This is a genomic window from Pseudomonas sp. RW409, assembly GCF_003184125.1.
In the GTDB taxonomy this organism is placed as follows: Bacteria; Pseudomonadota; Gammaproteobacteria; order Pseudomonadales; family Pseudomonadaceae; genus Aquipseudomonas; species Aquipseudomonas chlororaphis_I.
Map to the genome: position 1 here is coordinate 88032 of NZ_QHHP01000042.1, position 19964 is coordinate 107995.

The following is a 19964-nucleotide window of genomic DNA, read 5'->3' on the forward strand; positions in this document are numbered from 1 at the left end:
AGAGGAAAGTACGTCAGAAGCAGAGGGAGGGGAGGGAAGGAGGCAGGCCAAGTCCAGCGTAAGGCAGAGAGCGCCGGACCTTGGAGCAAAAACGGCGATTACTTGGTGCGGTAGCGCAGGCGAGTGCCGAAATTGACGGACATCAGGATTTCATCGGCGGTCAGTTCGGGCGGGAAGTAGGCGCCGGAGATTTGCGCATGGGCCAGGCTGGCGCCTTCCATGGCGGAATTGCGCAGGTCGAGGCCGCGCAGGTCGGCAGAGCGGAAGTAGGCGTCGGTGAAGTCGATGCCGTCGGCGTTCAGTTCACGTAGGTCGAGCCCACGAAAATCGCCGCCGCGCATGTCGACAGTCTGGTCTTTCGGGCGCTCCCGGTTAAAGCCGTCGATGTCGTCTTTGTGCAGCAAAGCGTAAAGGGGGGTGTCGAGAAGTTTGGGCTGACTCATGGGGCGTCACCTGCTGGAATTATGACGCCAGTATAGTGCCACTATTTTTCAGCCGTGAAGCCTTTGCGGTTTCACGGCTGAAATAGTTGATTACAAGCCTGGGAGACGCTGGCGAATATTCGCGACCAGGGCGTCGAGGCTCCCGCTTTCATTGGTCTCGACGCGCTTGCTGCGCAGTACTTCTTCGGCGCTCAGGGCTTCGCGATTGGCTTGCTGCTGTTCGATCACGGCCAGGGTTGCGTCCGACGGGTCGTTGCGATCGGCCTGGCGCTGCGCCAGCCAGCTGGCGATGACGGCCTGCGGGGCGTTGCAGTCGATGATCAGGCAAGGGGTGCCGGTCGCTTCGGCAACCTTGGCCGCAGCATCACGCTGGTCGCGCTTGAGGTAGGTGGCGTCGATGACCACCGGGAAACCGGCGCGCAGGACGATACCGGCAAGTTCATGCAGGCGGTCATAGGTCGCGGTGTTGGCCTGGGCATTATAAATGCCGACATTCGGATCGTTCTGTACCTGCTGCTCGCCGAACAGGCGTTTGCGCTCGACATCGGAACGCAGGCGAACGGCGCCCAAAGCCTCCACCAGGCGCATGGCCACATGGCTTTTGCCAACGGCGGAAACGCCAGAAGTAATCGCCAGGAAACGCGATGGAATGGTGCTGTAGCTCTCTGCCAGGTTGGCGTAGTTGCGGTACTGGCGCAGGGCCGTGGCGCGCTGCATCGGGCTGGCGTCGGCCGGCATGCTGAACAGGGCGACCTTGGCCCGTACCAGGGCGCGGTAGGCTTTGTAGAAATTCAGCAGCTCCAGGCCCTGATAGTCACCGGTCTGTTCCAGGTACTGGCTGATGAAGCGGCGTGCCAGGCATTTCAGGCCGCGGTCTTCCAGGTCCATGGCGAGGAAGCCGGCGTCGGCATAGACATCAGTGAAGCGGAACGGCTCGTTGAACTCGATGCAATCGAAGATCACTACCTTGCCGTCGATGAGCGTTGCGTTACCCAGATGGATGTCGCCGTGGCATTCGCGGATGAAGCCCTCGGCCTTGCGCTGGGCGAAGAGCGGCTTGAGGCGTTCGAAGCTGCTTTCGGCCCAGGCTTGCAGGGCTTCAAGTTGCTGCAGGTCGGCCTTGTCGCTGAGGAACGGGCGGATCTGCTCGAAGTTCTGACGTACCGGTTCCATTACGCTTTCCGGGGTGCCGGCTACGTGGGCTGCGGGAACTCGCGGGGCGTCGAGGTGGAACCTGGCAATCTGCCGGGCCATTTCGTCGATGTGCGCGGTGGTCAGTTCGCCATTGGCTTGCAGGGTGCTGAGCAGTTGGCTTTGCGGGAACTGGCGCATTTTCAGCGCGTATTCGATGACCGGGCCGTCGCCTGCGATCTGCGGCGCGTCGACAGTGCCGGTGATCGGCAACACTTCCAGATACAAATCATCGGTCAGGCGCTGGTTGAGACGCAGCTCTTCACCGCAGAAGTGCCCACGCGCTTCAAGGCCGGTGAAATCGAGAAAGCCGAAGTTGACCGGCTTTTTCAGCTTATAGGCATAGGGGCCGGTGAGCAGGACCCAGGAAATATGGGTCTCGATGACCTGGAATCCGTCTACGGGATGCGGGTAGAGGGCCGGGTTTTGCAGGGCGGCGATCAGGGATTGGCTCACAGGCGATCCTTCAGAGTCGGGGAAAATTCAAGGGCGTCATTATGGCCGCTGACAGGGCTAACGCAAACCTCGGGCGGCTCCTGTTGACTATGAATAAAGTGCGTATAATCCGCCGCCATGACTCGTACTCGATCCCCCCGTTCCGCTAAAAAACGTCCGTCTAGTGGCCCGCGCCCCTGGCTGGGCTGGGCCTTGAAGCTCGGTCTGGTCGCTCTGGTGGTGCTCGCCGGCTTTGCGGTTTATCTCGATGCCGTGGTCCAGGAGAAATTCTCCGGCAAGCGCTGGACCATTCCGGCCAAGGTCTATGCGCGCCCGCTGGAGCTGTTCGTCGGACAGAAGCTCAGCAAGGACGATTTCCTCACCGAGCTCGACGCACTTGGCTATCGCCGCGAAAGTGTGGTCAACGGCCCTGGTGCTGCGTCGGTCAGTGGCAACACCGTTGAACTCAATACCCGCGGTTTCCAGTTCTATGAAGGCATGGAACAGGCGCAACCGGTGCGGGTGCGTTTCTCCGGCGACTACGTGGCCGAGCTGTCGGGCAGCAAAGGCTCGAAACTGGCCGTGGTGCGCCTGGAGCCGCTGCTGATTGGCGGCCTGTATCCGAAGAATCTTGAAGACCGGATCCTGATCAAGATCGATCAGGTGCCTCCTTATCTGCTGGAAACCCTGGTAGCGGTCGAGGACCGGGATTTCTACAGCCACTTTGGCGTGTCGCCGAAGTCGATCGCCCGGGCGGTGTGGGTCAATACCTCGTCCGGTGCCATGCGCCAGGGCGGCAGTACCCTGACCCAGCAGTTGGTCAAGAACTTCTACCTGACCAACGAGCGCAGCCTGAGCCGCAAGCTCACCGAAGCGATGATGGCCCTGCTGCTTGAGCTGCATTACGACAAGCGCGAGATCCTCGAGGCGTACCTCAACGAGGTCTTCATCGGTCAGGACGGCCAGCGTGCGGTGCACGGTTTCGGCCTGGCCAGCCAGTTCTTCTTCAGCCAGCCGCTGGCTGAACTGAAGTTGCATCAGATCGCCTTGCTGGTAGGGATGGTCAAGGGCCCGTCCTATTACAACCCGCGTCGTTATCCGGAGCGCGCGCTGGAACGGCGTAACCTGGTGCTCGATCTGCTGGCGCAGCAGGGTGTGGCGACGCCGGAGCAGGTCGAAGCGGCGAAGAAAATGCCCTTGGGCGTGACCAAGCGCGGCAGCCTGGCGGACAGCTCGTTCCCCGGCTTCCTGGACCTGGTGAAGCGTCAGTTGCGTGAGGATTACCGCGACGAAGACTTGACCGAGGAAGGCCTGCGGATTTTCACCAGTTTCGACCCGATTCTGCAGATGAAGGCCGAGGCTTCGGTCAGTGACACTTTCAAGCGTCTGGCCGGGCGCAAGGGATCGGATGAAGTCGAAGCGGCGATGGTGGTGACCAATCCGGAAACCGGCGAAGTCCAGGCCATGATCGGCAGCCGTCAGGCCGGTTTTGCCGGTTTCAACCGGGCGCTGGATGCGGTGCGGCCGATCGGCTCCCTGATCAAGCCTGCGGTTTACCTGACGGCACTGGAGAAACCCAGCCAGTACACCCTGACCAGTTGGCTCTCCGACGAGGCCTTCTCGGTGAAAGGCGGCGACGGGCAAGTGTGGAAACCCCAGAACTACGACCGTCGTTCCCATGGCACGGTCTTCCTTTATCAGGGGCTGGCCCATTCCTATAACCTGTCGACCGCGCGCCTGGGCCTGGAAGTCGGTGTGCCGAACGTGCTGAAGACCCTGGGACGCCTTGGCGTCACCCGCGAATTCCCGGCGTTCCCTTCGATGCTGCTGGGGGCGGGGGGCTTGAGCCCGATGGAAGTCGCCACCATGTACCAGACCCTGGCCAACGGCGGTTTCAACACCCCGATGCGCGGGATCCGTAGTGTGCTGACCGCCGAAGGCGAGCCGCTGAAGCGTTATCCGTTCCAGATCCAGCAACGTTTCGACCCGGGTTCGATCTACCTGATCCAGAGCGCGATGCAGCGCGTCATGCGCGAAGGCACCGGCAGCTCGGTCTACAACGTGTTGCCGCGTTCCCTGGCGCTGGCGGGCAAGACCGGTACCAGTAACGATTCCCGCGACAGCTGGTTCGCCGGTTTCAGCCAGGATCTGCTGGCGGTGGTCTGGCTGGGGCGTGATGACAACGGCAAGACACCGTTCACCGGCGCCACTGGCGCGTTGCAGGTCTGGACCAGTTTCATGCGCAAGGCCGACCCGCTGCCATTGGATATGCCGCAACCGGATAACGTGGTGCAGGCCTGGGTCGACTCGCGGACCGGGCAAGGCTCGGATGCCAACTGTCCGGGTGCCGTGCAGATGCCGTATATTCGCGGCAGTGAACCCCCACCCGGTCCTGCATGCGGCGGCGATGTCCCGGCGCCTGTCGAGTCGGTGATGGATTGGGTCAAGGGCTGGATGAATTAAGCGAAGAGGGTTTGACGTGAACAAGTGGTGGATTCCAGCTATTACAGCTCTGGCTTTGCTCAATGGTTGCGCCAGCGTGCAGCGTGGCTCGATTCCGGTGGTGGACTCCGGTACCGCCGTGTCCAATAGCGAGCGCATTTCGGCCAATGGTGGCTTCCGTCAGACGACCATCAAGCGTCCGGCGCAGGCACAGACTCAAAGTATTCCGCAGGACTCGGGCGTGGTGGTGATGGTGCCGGGCGGGGCTGCGGCCACTGCCGCGCCAATCAGCAGCGCGCCGATTACCCCGGGCCCGATCACGCCTGGACCTATCGATACCTCACCGATCCAGTCTGCGCCGATCAATCAGGGCAGCTACAGCCTGCCGCCGACGCCGAGCGGAGTGCCTTCGGCCAGCTCTGGCGGGCTGTCCGCCGATGAGCAACTGGACGGTCCGGTGCTGGCGCTGTTGACCACGGCCCAGCAGCAACAGGCGAGTGGCGACCTGAACGGTGCTTCCTCCAGCCTCGAGCGCGCCCAGCGTGTAGCACCGCGTGAGCCGCAGGTGCTGTATCGCCTGGCCCAGGTACGCATGGCCCAGGGCGATGCAGCGCAGGCTGAACAGTTTGCCCGTCGCGGCCTGAGCTTCGCCAACGGTCGTCCTGACCTGCAGGCCAGCCTGTGGGCATTGATCGCCCAGGCGCGCGAGAAACAGGGCGATGCCGCCGGTGCCGCTCAGGCCCGACAGAAAGCCAAGGTGTCTCTGTGATGGATGCGCGTTTTCCAAAGATTGCCGAGCAGTTGCTGTTGATCGAGCGTGAGCTGCGGTTGCAGGGGTTGTGGGATGACACCCCACCGAGCACCGAGGCCCTGGCCAGTATCGAGCCGTTTGCCGTGGACACACTGGAGTTCGAGCAATGGCTGCAGTGGATCTTCCTGCCGCGGATGAAGGCGATTCTTGAACAGGACCTGCCGCTGCCCAGCGCCTCGGGCATCCAGGAAATGGCCGAAGTGGTATTCGCCGGTCGCCCGATGCAGGGCCGGGATCTTCAGTTGCAGATCCTGCTCAAAGAGTTCGACCAACTGATCGTCGCCACCCGCTAAACCCTCTGCAACCACTGCCTAGCGGCAGTGGTTGTCTATCGCCTTCTGCGTTTCCACGATGCGCTGCTGACGCTGTTCCTCGGTCAGGCGGCGCGTTCCCTTCTCTGTGTTCTCGCTCAGGCGCGGGTTGTTCTGCAACTGCGCCAGGCTGGCCCGTGCCTGTGTGCAAAAACGCCTGCGCTCGGCTTCCTGCCTGGCGAGCTGTTGCTTGGCCTGGTTGTCCATGACCTGTTGCTGGGTGCCCGGCTTGTCGGGTGACGGCGTACGGGACGCACCTTTCGGGTTTTTCGGCAGGGTGATGACGGTGCTGGCCACGCCTTGGGGTGGCTGGGCGTCGAAATGGGTGACTCCCTGGGCGTCGACCCATTTGTAAATCTGCCCGGCCTGGCACGGGAGAGTCATGGCGAGCAGCAGGCCGGCGGTCATGGCGAAGGTTCGCATTTTTGAATTCCTTATCCAGGATTGCGCAATTGAAGCGCAGACACTCGCGGTTTACAGGTTTTTTCTTGCGTTCTCATGCGCTTAGTTCGAATAAAGCACATTGACGTCTTGACTTGCAGAGGGCGAAACAGAAGAATCCAAAGTCCGCTGTAGAGGGACTGCCAGAAGCAGACCCACTCGGCAGAACATGAGGCGCACATCCGCGCCGACCTGCTACACCCGCAACGCGTTACCTCGCGCTGGGTGGGAAAACCCCGCAACACTTGGGGCACTCCCAATACTTGCTCAGTCAGTGCTGACGTAGTCGGCGACCACCGTCGCTCATGCTCTGCTGAGAAGTAAACCTATTAAGACCCGTCCCCTTTCAAGAGGGCGGTATTCTGGCGTTTTAGAGGTGAACAACGTGGAGCTTTTATCTGGCGGTGAGATGCTCGTCCGCTTTTTGCGTGACGAAGGCGTCAAATATATCTATGGGTACCCGGGTGGTGCTCTCCTTCATGTCTACGATGCCCTGTTCAAAGAACCGGAAGTGACCCACATCCTGGTTCGTCACGAGCAAGCGGCTACCCATATGGCTGACGGCTACGCCCGTGCCACCGGCAAGGCCGGTGTGGTACTGGTGACTTCCGGCCCTGGCGCGACCAATGCCATCACCGGTATCGCCACTGCCTATATGGACTCCATTCCAATGGTGATCATTTCCGGTCAGGTGCCTAGCACCATGGTCGGTACCGACGCGTTCCAGGAAACCGACATGATCGGTATCTCCCGGCCGATCGTGAAGCATAGCTTCATGATCAAGCACGCTTCGGAAATCCCGGAAGTCATGAAGAAGGCGTTCTACCTGGCGCAATCCGGTCGTCCGGGTCCAGTCGTGGTCGATGTCCCTAAGGACATGACCAATCCGGCTGAAAAGTTCGAATACGTTTTCCCTAAAAAAGCGAAGCTGCGCTCCTACAGCCCGGCTGTGCGCGGTCACTCCGGGCAAATCCGCAAGGCGGCAGAAATGCTCCTGGCGGCCAAGCGTCCTGTGCTGTACGCAGGCGGCGGCGTGATCCTCGGTGGCGGCTCCGCGCCGCTGACTGAACTGGCACAAATGCTCAACCTGCCGGTCACCAATACCCTGATGGGCTTGGGTGCCTACCCTGGCACCGACCGTCAGTTCGTTGGCATGCTCGGCATGCACGGCAGCTACACCGCCAACCTGACCATGCACCATGCCGATGTGATCCTGGCAGTCGGCGCGCGTTTCGACGACCGTGTCATCAACGGCCCGGCGAAATTCTGCCCGAACGCCAAGATCATCCATGTCGACATCGACCCGGCGTCCATCTCCAAGACCATCAAGGCAGACGTGCCGATCGTGGGGCCGGTAGAGAGCGTCCTGACCGAAATGGTCGCGGCCCTCAAGGAAATCGGCGAAACCCCGAACAAGGACACAGTCGCCAGTTGGTGGAAGCAGATCGAGGAGTGGCGCGGTGATCGCGGCCTGTTCCCTTACGACAAGGGCGACGGCAGCATCATCAAGCCGCAGACCGTGATCGAGACCCTCTGCGAAGTGACCAAGGGCGACGCCTATGTGACTTCCGACGTGGGTCAGCACCAGATGTTCGCGGCGCAGTACTACCGGTTCAACAAGCCCAATCGCTGGATCAACTCCGGTGGCCTGGGCACGATGGGCTTTGGTTTCCCTGCGGCCATGGGCGTCAAGTTGAGTTTCCCTGATGCTGACGTTGCCTGTGTAACGGGCGAGGGCAGTATCCAGATGAACATTCAGGAACTGTCGACCTGCCTGCAGTACGACCTGCCGGTCAAGATCATCAACCTGAACAACGGTGCGCTGGGTATGGTGCGTCAGTGGCAGGACATGAACTACGGTAGCCGTCACTCGCATTCCTACATGGAATCGCTGCCTGATTTCGTCAAGCTGGCCGAAGCCTATGGGCACGTGGGCATTCGCGTCACGGACCTGAAGGACCTGAAGCCGAAGATGGAAGAAGCATTCGCCATGAAAGATCGTCTGGTGTTCCTCGACATCCAGGTCGATACCAGCGAGCACGTCTACCCGATGCAGATCAAAGACGGCTCCATGCGCGATATGTGGCTGAGCAAGACGGAGCGTACTTAATCATGCGGCACATTATCTCCTTGCTTCTGGAAAACGAACCGGGCGCCTTGTCTCGTGTGGTTGGCCTGTTTTCGCAGCGCAACTACAACATCGAAAGCCTGACCGTGGCGCCGACCGAAGACCCGACCCTGTCGCGTCTGACGCTGACCACCGTGGGGCACGATGAAATCATCGAGCAGATCACCAAGAACCTGAACAAGCTGGTTGAAGTGGTCAAGCTGGTCGACCTGTCGGAAAGCGCTCACATCGAGCGCGAGCTGATGCTGGTCAAGGTCAAGGCCACCGGCGCCCAGCGCGCCGAGGTCAAGCGCACTACCGATATTTACCGTGGGCAGATCGTCGACGTCAGTGCCAGCGTGTATACCGTTCAATTGACCGGTACCAGCGACAAGCTCGACAGTTTCATCCAGTCGATCGGCACCGCCTCGATTCTGGAAACCGTACGCAGTGGCGTCACCGGCATTGCCCGTGGCGATAAAGTACTCAGCATCTAACTCAAATTAGCGAACGGCCTGAACGGCCTGATATAGGGGAAATTCATGAAAGTTTTCTACGATAAAGACTGCGACCTCTCGATCATCCAGGGCAAGAAAGTTGCCATCATCGGTTACGGTTCCCAGGGCCACGCTCAAGCGTGCAACCTGAAAGACTCCGGCGTCGACGTGACCGTTGGCCTGCGTAAAGGCTCGGCTACCGTTGCCAAGGCTGAAGCCCATGGCCTGAAAGTGACCGACGTTGCCGCGGCCGTTGCCGGCGCCGACCTGGTCATGATCCTGACCCCGGACGAGTTCCAGTCCCAGCTGTACAAGAACGAAATCGAGCCGAACATCAAGAAGGGCGCCACCCTGGCCTTCTCCCACGGCTTCGCGATCCACTACAACCAGGTTGTTCCGCGCGCCGACCTCGACGTGATCATGATCGCGCCGAAGGCCCCGGGTCACACCGTGCGTTCCGAGTTCGTCAAGGGCGGCGGTATCCCTGACCTGATCGCTATCTACCAGGACGCTTCCGGCAACGCCAAGAACGTTGCTCTGTCCTACGCCGCTGGCGTGGGCGGCGGCCGTACCGGCATCATCGAGACCACCTTCAAGGACGAGACTGAAACCGACCTGTTCGGCGAGCAGGCTGTTCTGTGTGGCGGTACCGTCGAGCTGGTCAAAGCCGGTTTCGAAACCCTGGTCGAAGCTGGCTACGCGCCAGAAATGGCCTACTTCGAATGCCTGCACGAACTGAAGCTGATCGTTGACCTCATGTACGAAGGCGGTATCGCCAACATGAACTACTCGATCTCCAACAACGCCGAGTACGGCGAGTACGTGACCGGCCCTGAAGTGATCAACGCCGAATCCCGTCAGGCCATGCGCAACGCTCTGAAGCGCATCCAGGACGGCGAATACGCCAAGATGTTCATCAGCGAAGGCGCCACCGGCTACCCATCGATGACCGCCAAGCGTCGTAACAACGCCGCTCACGGTATCGAAATCATCGGTGAACAACTGCGTTCGATGATGCCGTGGATCGGTGCCAACAAAATCGTCGACAAAGCCAAGAACTAAGTTCGAGTCTTGTCAGGGAAAACGCGGCCTAGGCCGCGTTTTTTCGTTTGGATAGACAGGTTCTGGTATAAAGCTGGATCCTTTGTGGTCCAATCATGACCCTGGGTATCGTCGAAACTTTTCACACCGTTGCAAGGTAATGTCCATGAGCGAACGTCCCGAAGAGCCAAACCAGGCCTCTGACGCCGATAGCCTGCTACCCATCGATGAGCATGTCGAAGAGGGGCATGACGCTGAAGGCCGTAAAGTCCGGCATCGTGGTATCTATCTGCTGCCGAACCTCTTCACCACCGCGAACCTGTTCGCCGGTTTCTACTCGATCATCAATTCCATGAGTGCCCAGAGCGCGTTGAGCGCCGGTGACGCGGCAGGAGCGAGCAAGTATTTCGCGTTCGCGGCCATCGCGATCTTTGTCGCCATGGTGCTCGATGGCCTGGACGGGCGCGTAGCCCGCATGACCAATACCCAGAGCGCTTTTGGCGCTGAGTATGACTCGCTGTCCGATATGGTTGCCTTCGGCGTTGCGCCTGCCTTGCTGGCCTTCGGTTGGGCGCTGGGCGACATGGGCAAGGTCGGCTGGATGGTCGCCTTCATCTATGTAGCTGGTGCGGCGTTGCGTCTGGCCCGTTTCAACACCCAGGTGGGTACTGCCGACAAGCGTTACTTCATCGGCCTGGCCAGTCCGGCCGCGGCGGGTGTGGTGGCCGGTATCGTCTGGGCATTCAGCGATTACGGTATCCAGGGTTCGAAGATGTCGTTCCTGGTGGCGCTGATGGTCGCGGCGGCCGGCATGCTGATGGTCAGCAACATCAAGTACAACAGCTTCAAGGAGCTGGATCTGAAGGGGCGCGTACCTTTCGTGGCGATCCTCGCCGTGGTTTTGGTATTCGCCGTGGTCTTCAGTGATCCGCCGCGGATTTTGCTGCTGGTTTTCCTCGCCTACGCGGCCTCTGGCCCGATTCAGTACTTGTTGCATCTTCGTCGGCGCAAAACGTTGCCTTAATGTAATTTCCCCCATACTCCGCAGTCTATTGGTGCATCAGTCCTCCAATGCTGCGGAGTTGCCATGTTGATCAAAGTCCCCAAGTCGTCTGACTGCAAAGAGTCGGATGTCACGCCTGAATCCCTTTATGTCTCTCGTCGTAGCCTGTTGGGCGGGGCCATTGCCGGTCTGGCTGCCTGTGCGCTGCCGCGTTGGGCCAGTGCCGAAGACGCGGGGCGCTATCCGGATGTCGAGCCTGGCAAGGCACCGTCATGGTTTGTGCAAAAACTACCGGAAACAAAATGGCAGGCGGTCAACGTCAAGGATGAGGCGATCACCCCGTTCAAGGACGCCACCCACTACAACAACTTCTATGAGTTCGGTACCGACAAGGGCGACCCGGCTGCCAATGCCGGCGCGCTGAAAACCGAACCCTGGAGCGTGGTGGTGGACGGGGAGGTGGGTAAGCCAGGGCGTTATGCGCTGGAAGACTTCATGAAGCCTTATCGGTTGGAAGAGCGGATCTACCGGCTGCGTTGTGTCGAGGCCTGGTCCATGGTGATTCCCTGGATCGGTTTCCCGATTTCCGAGTTGCTCAAGCAGGTCGAGCCAACTTCGAAGGCCAAGTACATCCGCTTCGAAACCCTTCAGGACCCTAAAAGCATGCCCGGTCAGCGTTCGGGTTTTGCCCTGATCGACTGGCCTTATGTAGAAGGCCTGCGCCTGGATGAGGCGATGCACCCGCTGGCGATTCTGGCCGTGGGGATGTATGGCCGCGAGCTGCCTAACCAGAACGGCGCGCCATTGCGTTTGGTGGTGCCCTGGAAGTACGGCTTCAAGAGCATCAAGTCCATCGTGCGCATCAGTCTGGTGGAGGAGCAGCCGAAAACCACCTGGCAAAGCATCGCCGCCAATGAGTACGGCTTTTACGCGAACGTGAATCCTACGGTTGATCACCCTCGCTGGACTCAGGCGCGCGAGCGTCGCCTGCCTAGTGGCCTGTTCAGTCCCAATGTGCGTGAGACGCAGATGTTCAACGGCTACGCGGATGAAGTCGCTTCTTTATATACCGGCCTGGATCTGCGGAAGAACTACTGATGCGCTATCCATTCTGGCGCCTTGGCGTCTTCATCGTTGCTGCCATCTGGCCTTTGCTCTGGTTGTACCAGGCTTGGGCCTCTGCTCTCGGGCCCGATCCGGGGAAGGTGCTGGTCGATCGTCTGGGGCTGGGGACGCTGATCTTTTTGCTGATCACCCTGAGTATGACCCCCCTGCAGAAACTGACGGGGTGGGCGGGATGGATCGCGGTACGCCGACAGCTCGGTTTGTGGTGCTTTGCTTATGTGGTGCTGCATTTAAGTGCCTACGCCGTATTTATCCTCGGGCTTGACTGGTCACAGCTGGGAGTGGAGTTGCGTAAGCGGCCCTACATTATTGTTGGAAGCCTGGGCTTTCTCGGGTTGTTGGCCTTGGCGGTGACTTCCAATAGATACAGCCAGCGTCGCCTGGGCAGTCGTTGGAAGAAACTGCATCGGTTGGTCTATCTAATTCTTGGGCTGGGGCTACTGCATATGCTCTGGATTGTTCGGGCTGATCTTAAAGAATGGGCTATCTATGCTTCTATCGGCGCATTGTTATTACTGCTGCGGCTACCGCCGGTGACACGTCGAATCCCCCGTTTAATGGTGAAAAAACCATCTTCTGCAACAAAAGCGTAATTAGGGGTTGACGGCAGATTCTGGAAGTCTATAATTCGCCCCACTTCCGGCGCAGTCGAAACGGAAAACTCCTTGAGATTCAACGAGTTACGCGGTTTTCGACAGCGGTTACGCTTCAGTTCATCGAAGCCCGAAGGAGTCGGTTCGGCAGTGTGTTTTCGCCGGATTGACGGTTCGATCTTCTCGGTCGAAAGCGGAGAAAAAGAGGTGTTGACAGCAGCGTGTAACGCTGTAGAATTCGCCTCCCGCTGACGAGAGATCGGAAGCGCAAGTGGTTGAAGTTGCAAAGGAAACTTTGAAAACTTCTTAAAATAACCGCTTGACAGATACAGAGGCTGCTGTAGAATGCGCGCCTCGGTTGAGACGAAAGACTTAACCAACCGCTCTTTAACAACTGAATCAAGCAATTCGTGTGGGTGCTTGTGGAGTCAGACTGATAGTCAGAAAGATTATCAGCATCACAAGTTACTCCGCGAGAAATCAAAGATGTAACCAACGATTGCTGAGCCAAGTTTAGGGTTTTCTCAAAACCCAAAGATGTTTGAACTGAAGAGTTTGATCATGGCTCAGATTGAACGCTGGCGGCAGGCCTAACACATGCAAGTCGAGCGGTAGAGAGAAGCTTGCTTCTCTTGAGAGCGGCGGACGGGTGAGTAATGCCTAGGAATCTGCCTGGTAGTGGGGGATAACGTTCGGAAACGGACGCTAATACCGCATACGTCCTACGGGAGAAAGCAGGGGACCTTCGGGCCTTGCGCTATCAGATGAGCCTAGGTCGGATTAGCTAGTTGGTGAGGTAATGGCTCACCAAGGCGACGATCCGTAACTGGTCTGAGAGGATGATCAGTCACACTGGAACTGAGACACGGTCCAGACTCCTACGGGAGGCAGCAGTGGGGAATATTGGACAATGGGCGAAAGCCTGATCCAGCCATGCCGCGTGTGTGAAGAAGGTCTTCGGATTGTAAAGCACTTTAAGTTGGGAGGAAGGGTACTTACCTAATACGTGAGTATTTTGACGTTACCGACAGAATAAGCACCGGCTAACTCTGTGCCAGCAGCCGCGGTAATACAGAGGGTGCAAGCGTTAATCGGAATTACTGGGCGTAAAGCGCGCGTAGGTGGTTCGTTAAGTTGGATGTGAAATCCCCGGGCTCAACCTGGGAACTGCATCCAAAACTGGCGAGCTAGAGTATGGTAGAGGGTGGTGGAATTTCCTGTGTAGCGGTGAAATGCGTAGATATAGGAAGGAACACCAGTGGCGAAGGCGACCACCTGGACTGATACTGACACTGAGGTGCGAAAGCGTGGGGAGCAAACAGGATTAGATACCCTGGTAGTCCACGCCGTAAACGATGTCAACTAGCCGTTGGGAGCCTTGAGCTCTTAGTGGCGCAGCTAACGCATTAAGTTGACCGCCTGGGGAGTACGGCCGCAAGGTTAAAACTCAAATGAATTGACGGGGGCCCGCACAAGCGGTGGAGCATGTGGTTTAATTCGAAGCAACGCGAAGAACCTTACCAGGCCTTGACATCCAATGAACTTTCCAGAGATGGATTGGTGCCTTCGGGAACATTGAGACAGGTGCTGCATGGCTGTCGTCAGCTCGTGTCGTGAGATGTTGGGTTAAGTCCCGTAACGAGCGCAACCCTTGTCCTTAGTTACCAGCACGTCATGGTGGGCACTCTAAGGAGACTGCCGGTGACAAACCGGAGGAAGGTGGGGATGACGTCAAGTCATCATGGCCCTTACGGCCTGGGCTACACACGTGCTACAATGGTCGGTACAGAGGGTTGCCAAGCCGCGAGGTGGAGCTAATCCCATAAAACCGATCGTAGTCCGGATCGCAGTCTGCAACTCGACTGCGTGAAGTCGGAATCGCTAGTAATCGCGAATCAGAATGTCGCGGTGAATACGTTCCCGGGCCTTGTACACACCGCCCGTCACACCATGGGAGTGGGTTGCACCAGAAGTAGCTAGTCTAACCTTCGGGAGGACGGTTACCACGGTGTGATTCATGACTGGGGTGAAGTCGTAACAAGGTAGCCGTAGGGGAACCTGCGGCTGGATCACCTCCTTAATCGACGACATCAGCTGCTTCATAAGCTCCCACACGAATTGCTTGATTCATTGAAGAAGACGATTGGGTCTGTAGCTCAGTTGGTTAGAGCGCACCCCTGATAAGGGTGAGGTCGGCAGTTCGAATCTGCCCAGACCCACCAATTACTGGTGCACCCTGTAGCGATACGGGGCCATAGCTCAGCTGGGAGAGCGCCTGCCTTGCACGCAGGAGGTCAGCGGTTCGATCCCGCTTGGCTCCACCATTACAGATTGGTGTCCATCGTTTAAAGCTTAGAAATGAGCATTCCGCTGATAGGCGATGAATGTTGATTTCTGATCTTTATCAGAATCGTTCTTTAAAAATTTGGGTATGTGATAGAAAGATAGACTGGATAGCACTTTCACTGGTGTTTATTCAGGCTAAGGTAAAATTTGTGAGTTTAATCGCGAATTTTCGGCGAATGTCGTCTTCACAGTATAACCAGATTGCTTGGGGTTATATGGTCAAGTGAAGAAGCGCATACGGTGGATGCCTTGGCAGTCAGAGGCGATGAAAGACGTGGTAGCCTGCGAAAAGCTTCGGGGAGTCGGCAAACAGACTTTGATCCGGAGATGTCTGAATGGGGGAACCCAGCCATCATAAGATGGTTATCTTGTACTGAATACATAGGTGCAAGAGGCGAACCAGGGGAACTGAAACATCTAAGTACCCTGAGGAAAAGAAATCAACCGAGATTCCCTTAGTAGTGGCGAGCGAACGGGGACTAGCCCTTAAGTGGCTTTGAGATTAGCGGAACGCTCTGGAAAGTGCGGCCATAGTGGGTGATAGCCCTGTACGCGAAAGTCTCTTAGTCATGAAATCGAGTAGGACGGAGCACGAGAAACTTTGTCTGAATATGGGGGGACCATCCTCCAAGGCTAAATACTACTGACTGACCGATAGTGAACTAGTACCGTGAGGGAAAGGCGAAAAGAACCCCGGAGAGGGGAGTGAAATAGATCCTGAAACCGTATGCGTACAAGCAGTGGGAGCAGACTTTGTTCTGTGACTGCGTACCTTTTGTATAATGGGTCAGCGACTTATATTCAGTGGCGAGCTTAACCGAATAGGGGAGGCGTAGCGAAAGCGAGTCTTAATAGGGCGTTTAGTCGCTGGGTATAGACCCGAAACCGGGCGATCTATCCATGGGCAGGTTGAAGGTTAGGTAACACTGACTGGAGGACCGAACCGACTACCGTTGAAAAGTTAGCGGATGACCTGTGGATCGGAGTGAAAGGCTAATCAAGCTCGGAGATAGCTGGTTCTCCTCGAAAGCTATTTAGGTAGCGCCTCATGTATCACTGTAGGGGGTAGAGCACTGTTTCGGCTAGGGGGTCATCCCGACTTACCAAACCGATGCAAACTCCGAATACCTACAAGTGCCGAGCATGGGAGACACACGGCGGGTGCTAACGTCCGTCGTGAAAAGGGAAACAACCCAGACCGTCAGCTAAGGTCCCAAAGTTATGGTTAAGTGGGAAACGATGTGGGAAGGCTTAGACAGCTAGGAGGTTGGCTTAGAAGCAGCCACCCTTTAAAGAAAGCGTAATAGCTCACTAGTCGAGTCGGCCTGCGCGGAAGATGTAACGGGGCTCAAACCATACACCGAAGCTACGGGTATCACGTAAGTGATGCGGTAGAGGAGCGTTCTGTAAGCCTGTGAAGGTGAGTTGAGAAGCTTGCTGGAGGTATCAGAAGTGCGAATGCTGACATGAGTAACGACAATGGGTGTGAAAAACACCCACGCCGAAAGACCAAGGTTTCCTGCGCAACGTTAATCGACGCAGGGTTAGTCGGTCCCTAAGGCGAGGCTGAAAAGCGTAGTCGATGGAAAACAGGTTAATATTCCTGTACTTCTAGTTATTGCGATGGAGGGACGGAGAAGGCTAGGCCAGCTTGGCGTTGGTTGTCCAAGTTTAAGGTGGTAGGCTGGAATCTTAGGTAAATCCGGGGTTCTAAGGCCGAGAGCTGATGACGAGTTACCTTTTAGGTGACGAAGTGGTTGATGCCATGCTTCCAAGAAAAGCTTCTAAGCTTCAGATAACTAGGAACCGTACCCCAAACCGACACAGGTGGTTGGGTAGAGAATACCAAGGCGCTTGAGAGAACTCGGGTGAAGGAACTAGGCAAAATGGCACCGTAACTTCGGGAGAAGGTGCGCCGGTGAGGGTGAAGGACTTGCTCCGTAAGCCCATGCCGGTCGAAGATACCAGGCCGCTGCGACTGTTTATTAAAAACACAGCACTCTGCAAACACGAAAGTGGACGTATAGGGTGTGACGCCTGCCCGGTGCCGGAAGGTTAATTGATGGGGTTAGCTAACGCGAAGCTCTTGATCGAAGCCCCGGTAAACGGCGGCCGTAACTATAACGGTCCTAAGGTAGCGAAATTCCTTGTCGGGTAAGTTCCGACCTGCACGAATGGCGTAACGATGGCGGCGCTGTCTCCACCCGAGACTCAGTGAAATTGAAATCGCTGTGAAGATGCAGTGTATCCGCGGCTAGACGGAAAGACCCCGTGAACCTTTACTATAGCTTTGCACTGGACTTTGAATTTGCTTGTGTAGGATAGGTGGGAGGCTTTGAAGCGTGGACGCCAGTTCGCGTGGAGCCATCCTTGAAATACCACCCTGGCAACTTTGAGGTTCTAACTCAGGTCCGTTATCCGGATCGAGGACAGTGTATGGTGGGTAGTTTGACTGGGGCGGTCTCCTCCTAAAGAGTAACGGAGGAGTACAAAGGTGCGCTCAGACCGGTCGGAAATCGGTCGTAGAGTATAAAGGCAAAAGCGCGCTTGACTGCGAGACAGACACGTCGAGCAGGTACGAAAGTAGGTCTTAGTGATCCGGTGGTTCTGTATGGAAGGGCCATCGCTCAACGGATAAAAGGTACTCCGGGGATAACAGGCTGATACCGCCCAAGAGTTCATATCGACGGCGGTGTTTGGCACCTCGATGTCGGCTCATCACATCCTGGGGCTGAAGCCGGTCCCAAGGGTATGGCTGTTCGCCATTTAAAGTGGTACGCGAGCTGGGTTTAGAACGTCGTGAGACAGTTCGGTCCCTATCTGCCGTGGACGTTTGAGATTTGAGAGGGGCTGCTCCTAGTACGAGAGGACCGGAGTGGACGAACCTCTGGTGTTCCGGTTGTCACGCCAGTGGCATTGCCGGGTAGCTATGTTCGGAAAAGATAACCGCTGAAAGCATCTAAGCGGGAAACTTGCCTCAAGATGAGATCTCACTGGAACCTTGAGTTCCCTGAAGGGCCGTCGAAGACTACGACGTTGATAGGTTGGGTGTGTAAGCGCTGTGAGGCGTTGAGCTAACCAATACTAATTGCCCGTGAGGCTTGACCATATAACACCCAAGCAATTTGCTTAAGAGCGAGTTGCGGTGTGTGAAGACGAAACGAACCGAAAGTTTGCGCTGCTCACAAAAGCACCACAAAGCTATTACATACCCAATTTGCTGAAGCGTCGAAAGACGACTCGGCACACCGAATTTCTTGACGACCATAGAGCATTGGAACCACCTGATCCCATCCCGAACTCAGAAGTGAAACGATGCATCGCCGATGGTAGTGTGGGGTTTCCCCATGTGAGAGTAGGTCATCGTCAAGATTAAATTCCGAAACCCCAATTGCGAAAGCAATTGGGGTTTTGTTTTTGTAGAAGTTCCCGATTTTGCTGGCACGTTCGGCCCTTGAGCCAACGGTCCGGCCACAGAATTTCTTGACGACCATAGAGCATTGGAACCACCTGATCCCATCCCGAACTCAGCAGTGAAACGATGCATCGCCGATGGTAGTGTGGGGTTTCCCCATGTGAGAGTAGGTCATCGTCAAGATTGAATTCCGAAACCCCTGTCTGCTGACGCAGACAGGGGTTTTGTTTTTGTACGCCTGAAAGCCTCTGGGCTTACACCTGAGTCAGGCCTCCAGGCTTCCCAGCGGGGGACCTGAATCCCCCACCGGCTCCCAACCTCCACTCCAGAACATCAGAACATCAGAACAGAGTGAAGCGCCTCTCACTTCACCGCTGACGCATCTTGCTGCTTCTGCGAGCCAGCCATTTACGCCACCAGATATAGATCCCGGTGACGGACAACATCGCAATCACCAATCCCAACACCGCAATCAGCACCTGCCCGGTAAAACCGATGATCCGGCCACCATGGATCGGCAGTTAGTGAAGCGCCTCTCACTTCACCGCTGACGCATCTTGCTGCTTCTGCGAGCCAGCCATTTACGCCACCAGATATAGATCCCGGTGACGGACAACACCGCAATCACCAACCCCAACACCGCAATCAGCACCTGCCCGGTAAAACCGATGATCCGGCCACCATGGATCGGCAGTTGCAGCCGATAGAAGCGTTCGCCCAAGGTGCCTTGCCCGGCGATCTCCTGCCCCAGCAGGCGGCCATCCGTGCCATGAAAGAACAGCCACGACTTACCATGGGCCTCGGTATCGTGCTGGCCGAAACCGGCGCCATAAAAGTTGTATTCGAAGCTGTAATACAGCTCGCCGATCGCCGCCGTCAGGCCCAGCCGTTTGCCTTCTTCCTGGGCCCGTTCATAAGCCTGTTGATAGGTGAGTCGGGTGACTCCCAACTGATCGCTGGGCATACGCCCACGGGCTTCATAGACGCTCGGTTCGATTGGCGAGAGCAGGGATACCACCGGCTTGAACACCTGGCTCGGCAGGTTCATCGCCACGCTGCTGATGGCGATCGGCAGCAGCAGTAACCACAGCCATAACCCGCCCGCCCGATGCAGATCCATGTTGAGACGATAGGCGTGCCCGCCCTTGATCTTCCAGGCGGTCGACCACTTCTTCCAGAACGGCCGGCCACGGGGGAGGGTGAGGAACAGCGCAATGAAGCAATCGACGACCCAGAAGATCGCCACCAGCCCCATCAACACCAGTCCCCAATTACCCGGCAGCGTCAGGTTGTAGTGGAACTCGAGAATGAAGGGGATGAGGTTCTCCCGCTGAAAACAGCAGGCGCCCCAGAACCGCTTGCCGGTCTGCTCGCCACTGACCGGGTCCAGATAGAACACCTGGTTGGGTTCGTTGAACGGTTTGTCTGTGGCCGGATCGTTACGCGGCACTGCGGCGAGCAGCGCGGTATGCCCGGGCTCGTTGGGGTACTCCATGTACCAGACCTGCAAGCGTGGATGCTGCGCCTGCACCTGGTCGACCAGGGTTCCAGGCGGCAATGCCTGACCCTCGGCAGGGGCCTCGTAGAACCCCGGGTTGAGCCACTCGTCCAGCTCGTGATTGAAGGCCAGCAGGCTGCCGGTCAGCCCCGCCAACAGCAGAAACACCGCGGTGGCCAGGCCGATATAACGATGCAGTAGAACCAGAATTGCGCGCATGGAATTTTCCCATAGAGACGACAAAGCCAGCGCGTGCGCTGGCTTC

The 19964-nt window shown here is 57.4% G+C and carries 13 protein-coding genes, 2 tRNA genes, 4 rRNA genes and 1 pseudogene; 15 read left to right on the plus strand and 5 right to left on the minus strand.

What is annotated here, in order from left to right; genetic code table 11:
* Positions 1-98 precede the first annotated feature (98 nt).
* Complete coding sequence (locus DK261_RS27465) at positions 99-443, minus strand: pentapeptide repeat-containing protein (protein ID WP_009050883.1); 345 nt, start codon at positions 441-443, stop codon at positions 99-101.
* A 90-nt stretch (positions 444-533) separates the two neighbouring features.
* Positions 534-2090: a bifunctional aminoglycoside phosphotransferase/ATP-binding protein gene (locus DK261_RS27470; RefSeq protein WP_053269940.1), complete on the minus strand. Its 1557-nt coding sequence runs from the start codon at positions 2088-2090 to the stop codon at positions 534-536.
* 117 nt (positions 2091-2207) lie between these two features.
* Between DK261_RS27470 and mrcB the strand changes: the two genes are divergently transcribed.
* From mrcB to DK261_RS27485, 3 genes are read left to right on the plus strand one after another with little or no spacing between them, the layout of a single operon-like run.
* Positions 2208-4532 carry a penicillin-binding protein 1B gene (gene mrcB, locus DK261_RS27475; protein ID WP_009050881.1) on the plus strand — a complete coding sequence of 775 codons (2325 nt, stop codon included), beginning with the start codon at positions 2208-2210 and terminating at the stop codon, positions 4530-4532.
* A gap of 16 nt (positions 4533-4548) precedes the next feature.
* A complete protein-coding gene (locus tag DK261_RS27480) occupies positions 4549-5280 on the plus strand; it encodes a M48 family metallopeptidase (protein ID WP_016703656.1) in 732 nt (243 codons plus the stop codon).
* Positions 5280-5615: a YqcC family protein gene (locus tag DK261_RS27485; RefSeq protein WP_016703655.1), complete on the plus strand. Its 336-nt coding sequence runs from the start codon at positions 5280-5282 to the stop codon at positions 5613-5615. Before DK261_RS27480 ends, DK261_RS27485 begins: the two co-directional genes overlap by 1 nt.
* 18 nt (positions 5616-5633) lie before the next feature.
* Here the strand turns inward: DK261_RS27485 and DK261_RS27490 are convergent, their stop codons facing one another.
* On the minus strand, positions 5634-6056 hold the full coding sequence (locus tag DK261_RS27490) for a DUF4124 domain-containing protein (protein WP_101283575.1): 423 nt from the start codon (positions 6054-6056) through the stop codon (positions 5634-5636).
* Between the two features lie 403 nt (positions 6057-6459).
* On the opposite strand from DK261_RS27490, the gene DK261_RS27495 reads away from it, so the two are divergent.
* The 12 genes from DK261_RS27495 to rrf (DK261_RS27555) all read left to right on the plus strand — a co-directional run bounded on the left by DK261_RS27495 (position 6460) and on the right by rrf (DK261_RS27555) (position 18384).
* The gene (locus DK261_RS27495) at positions 6460-8184 is read left to right on the plus strand and encodes an acetolactate synthase 3 large subunit (protein ID WP_007924621.1); all 1725 of its coding nucleotides are present in this window, start codon (positions 6460-6462) and stop codon (positions 8182-8184) included.
* A 2-nt stretch (positions 8185-8186) separates the two neighbouring features.
* Entirely contained in the window at positions 8187-8678 is a 492-nt protein-coding gene (gene ilvN / locus DK261_RS27500) for an acetolactate synthase small subunit (protein ID WP_007924620.1), read from the plus strand.
* A gap of 45 nt (positions 8679-8723) precedes the next feature.
* Positions 8724-9740: a ketol-acid reductoisomerase gene (gene ilvC / locus DK261_RS27505; protein ID WP_007959661.1), complete on the plus strand. Its 1017-nt coding sequence runs from the start codon at positions 8724-8726 to the stop codon at positions 9738-9740.
* Positions 9741-9885: 145 nt separating this feature from the next.
* Positions 9886-10743 (plus strand): CDP-diacylglycerol--serine O-phosphatidyltransferase, encoded by an 858-nt coding sequence (pssA, locus tag DK261_RS27510; RefSeq protein WP_009050877.1) that lies wholly within the window; start codon positions 9886-9888, stop codon positions 10741-10743.
* Between the two features lie 63 nt (positions 10744-10806).
* Positions 10807-11820 (plus strand): protein-methionine-sulfoxide reductase catalytic subunit MsrP, encoded by a 1014-nt coding sequence (gene msrP / locus DK261_RS27515; protein ID WP_028683401.1) that lies wholly within the window; start codon positions 10807-10809, stop codon positions 11818-11820.
* Positions 11820-12440, plus strand: coding sequence for a protein-methionine-sulfoxide reductase heme-binding subunit MsrQ (gene msrQ / locus DK261_RS27520; protein WP_009050874.1), 621 nt, complete (start codon positions 11820-11822; stop codon positions 12438-12440). The genes msrP and msrQ overlap by 1 nt, the downstream gene beginning before the upstream one ends.
* Positions 12441-12983: 543 nt before the next feature.
* Positions 12984-14520: ribosomal RNA gene (locus DK261_RS27530) — 16S ribosomal RNA — on the plus strand.
* 65 nt (positions 14521-14585) lie between these two features.
* Positions 14586-14662: transfer RNA gene (locus DK261_RS27535), tRNA-Ile, on the plus strand.
* A gap of 26 nt (positions 14663-14688) precedes the next feature.
* Positions 14689-14764 (plus strand) — tRNA-Ala (locus DK261_RS27540).
* 239 nt (positions 14765-15003) lie between these two features.
* A 23S ribosomal RNA gene (locus tag DK261_RS27545) occupies positions 15004-17895 on the plus strand.
* 147 nt (positions 17896-18042) lie between these two features.
* Positions 18043-18158 (plus strand): 5S ribosomal RNA (gene rrf / locus DK261_RS27550).
* A 110-nt stretch (positions 18159-18268) separates the two neighbouring features.
* A 5S ribosomal RNA gene (gene rrf / locus DK261_RS27555) occupies positions 18269-18384 on the plus strand.
* Together the 16S, 23S and 5S rRNA genes with 2 tRNA genes alongside form the textbook arrangement of a ribosomal RNA operon.
* A 185-nt stretch (positions 18385-18569) precedes the next feature.
* Here rrf (DK261_RS27555) and DK261_RS27560 read toward each other — a convergent pair.
* Both DK261_RS27560 and DK261_RS27565 read right to left on the minus strand, forming a co-directional pair.
* Positions 18570-18722, minus strand: a pseudogene (locus tag DK261_RS27560) (PepSY domain-containing protein); the annotation flags it as partial.
* A gap of 20 nt (positions 18723-18742) precedes the next feature.
* Positions 18743-19918, minus strand: a complete 1176-nt coding sequence (locus DK261_RS27565; RefSeq protein ID WP_110177035.1) for a PepSY domain-containing protein — start codon at positions 19916-19918, stop codon at positions 18743-18745.
* Positions 19919-19964: the final 46 nt, after the last annotated feature.

What these genes read in the sequence shown, in the direction of transcription:
- DK261_RS27465 (WP_009050883.1), bottom strand. Translation starts at nt 443, where the DNA reads ATGAGTCAGCCCAAACTTCTCGACACCCCCCTTTACGCTTTGCTGCAC.
- ilvN (WP_007924620.1), top strand. Translation starts at nt 8,187, where the DNA reads ATGCGGCACATTATCTCCTTGCTTCTGGAAAACGAACCGGGCGCCTTG.
- mrcB (WP_009050881.1), top strand. Translation starts at nt 2,208, where the DNA reads ATGACTCGTACTCGATCCCCCCGTTCCGCTAAAAAACGTCCGTCTAGT.
- msrQ (WP_009050874.1), top strand. Translation starts at nt 11,820, where the DNA reads ATGCGCTATCCATTCTGGCGCCTTGGCGTCTTCATCGTTGCTGCCATC.
- pssA (WP_009050877.1), top strand. Translation starts at nt 9,886, where the DNA reads ATGAGCGAACGTCCCGAAGAGCCAAACCAGGCCTCTGACGCCGATAGC.
- DK261_RS27485 (WP_016703655.1), top strand. Translation starts at nt 5,280, where the DNA reads ATGGATGCGCGTTTTCCAAAGATTGCCGAGCAGTTGCTGTTGATCGAG.
- msrP (WP_028683401.1), top strand. Translation starts at nt 10,807, where the DNA reads ATGTTGATCAAAGTCCCCAAGTCGTCTGACTGCAAAGAGTCGGATGTC.
- DK261_RS27490 (WP_101283575.1), bottom strand. Translation starts at nt 6,056, where the DNA reads ATGCGAACCTTCGCCATGACCGCCGGCCTGCTGCTCGCCATGACTCTC.
- ilvC (WP_007959661.1), top strand. Translation starts at nt 8,724, where the DNA reads ATGAAAGTTTTCTACGATAAAGACTGCGACCTCTCGATCATCCAGGGC.
- DK261_RS27565 (WP_110177035.1), bottom strand. Translation starts at nt 19,918, where the DNA reads ATGCGCGCAATTCTGGTTCTACTGCATCGTTATATCGGCCTGGCCACC.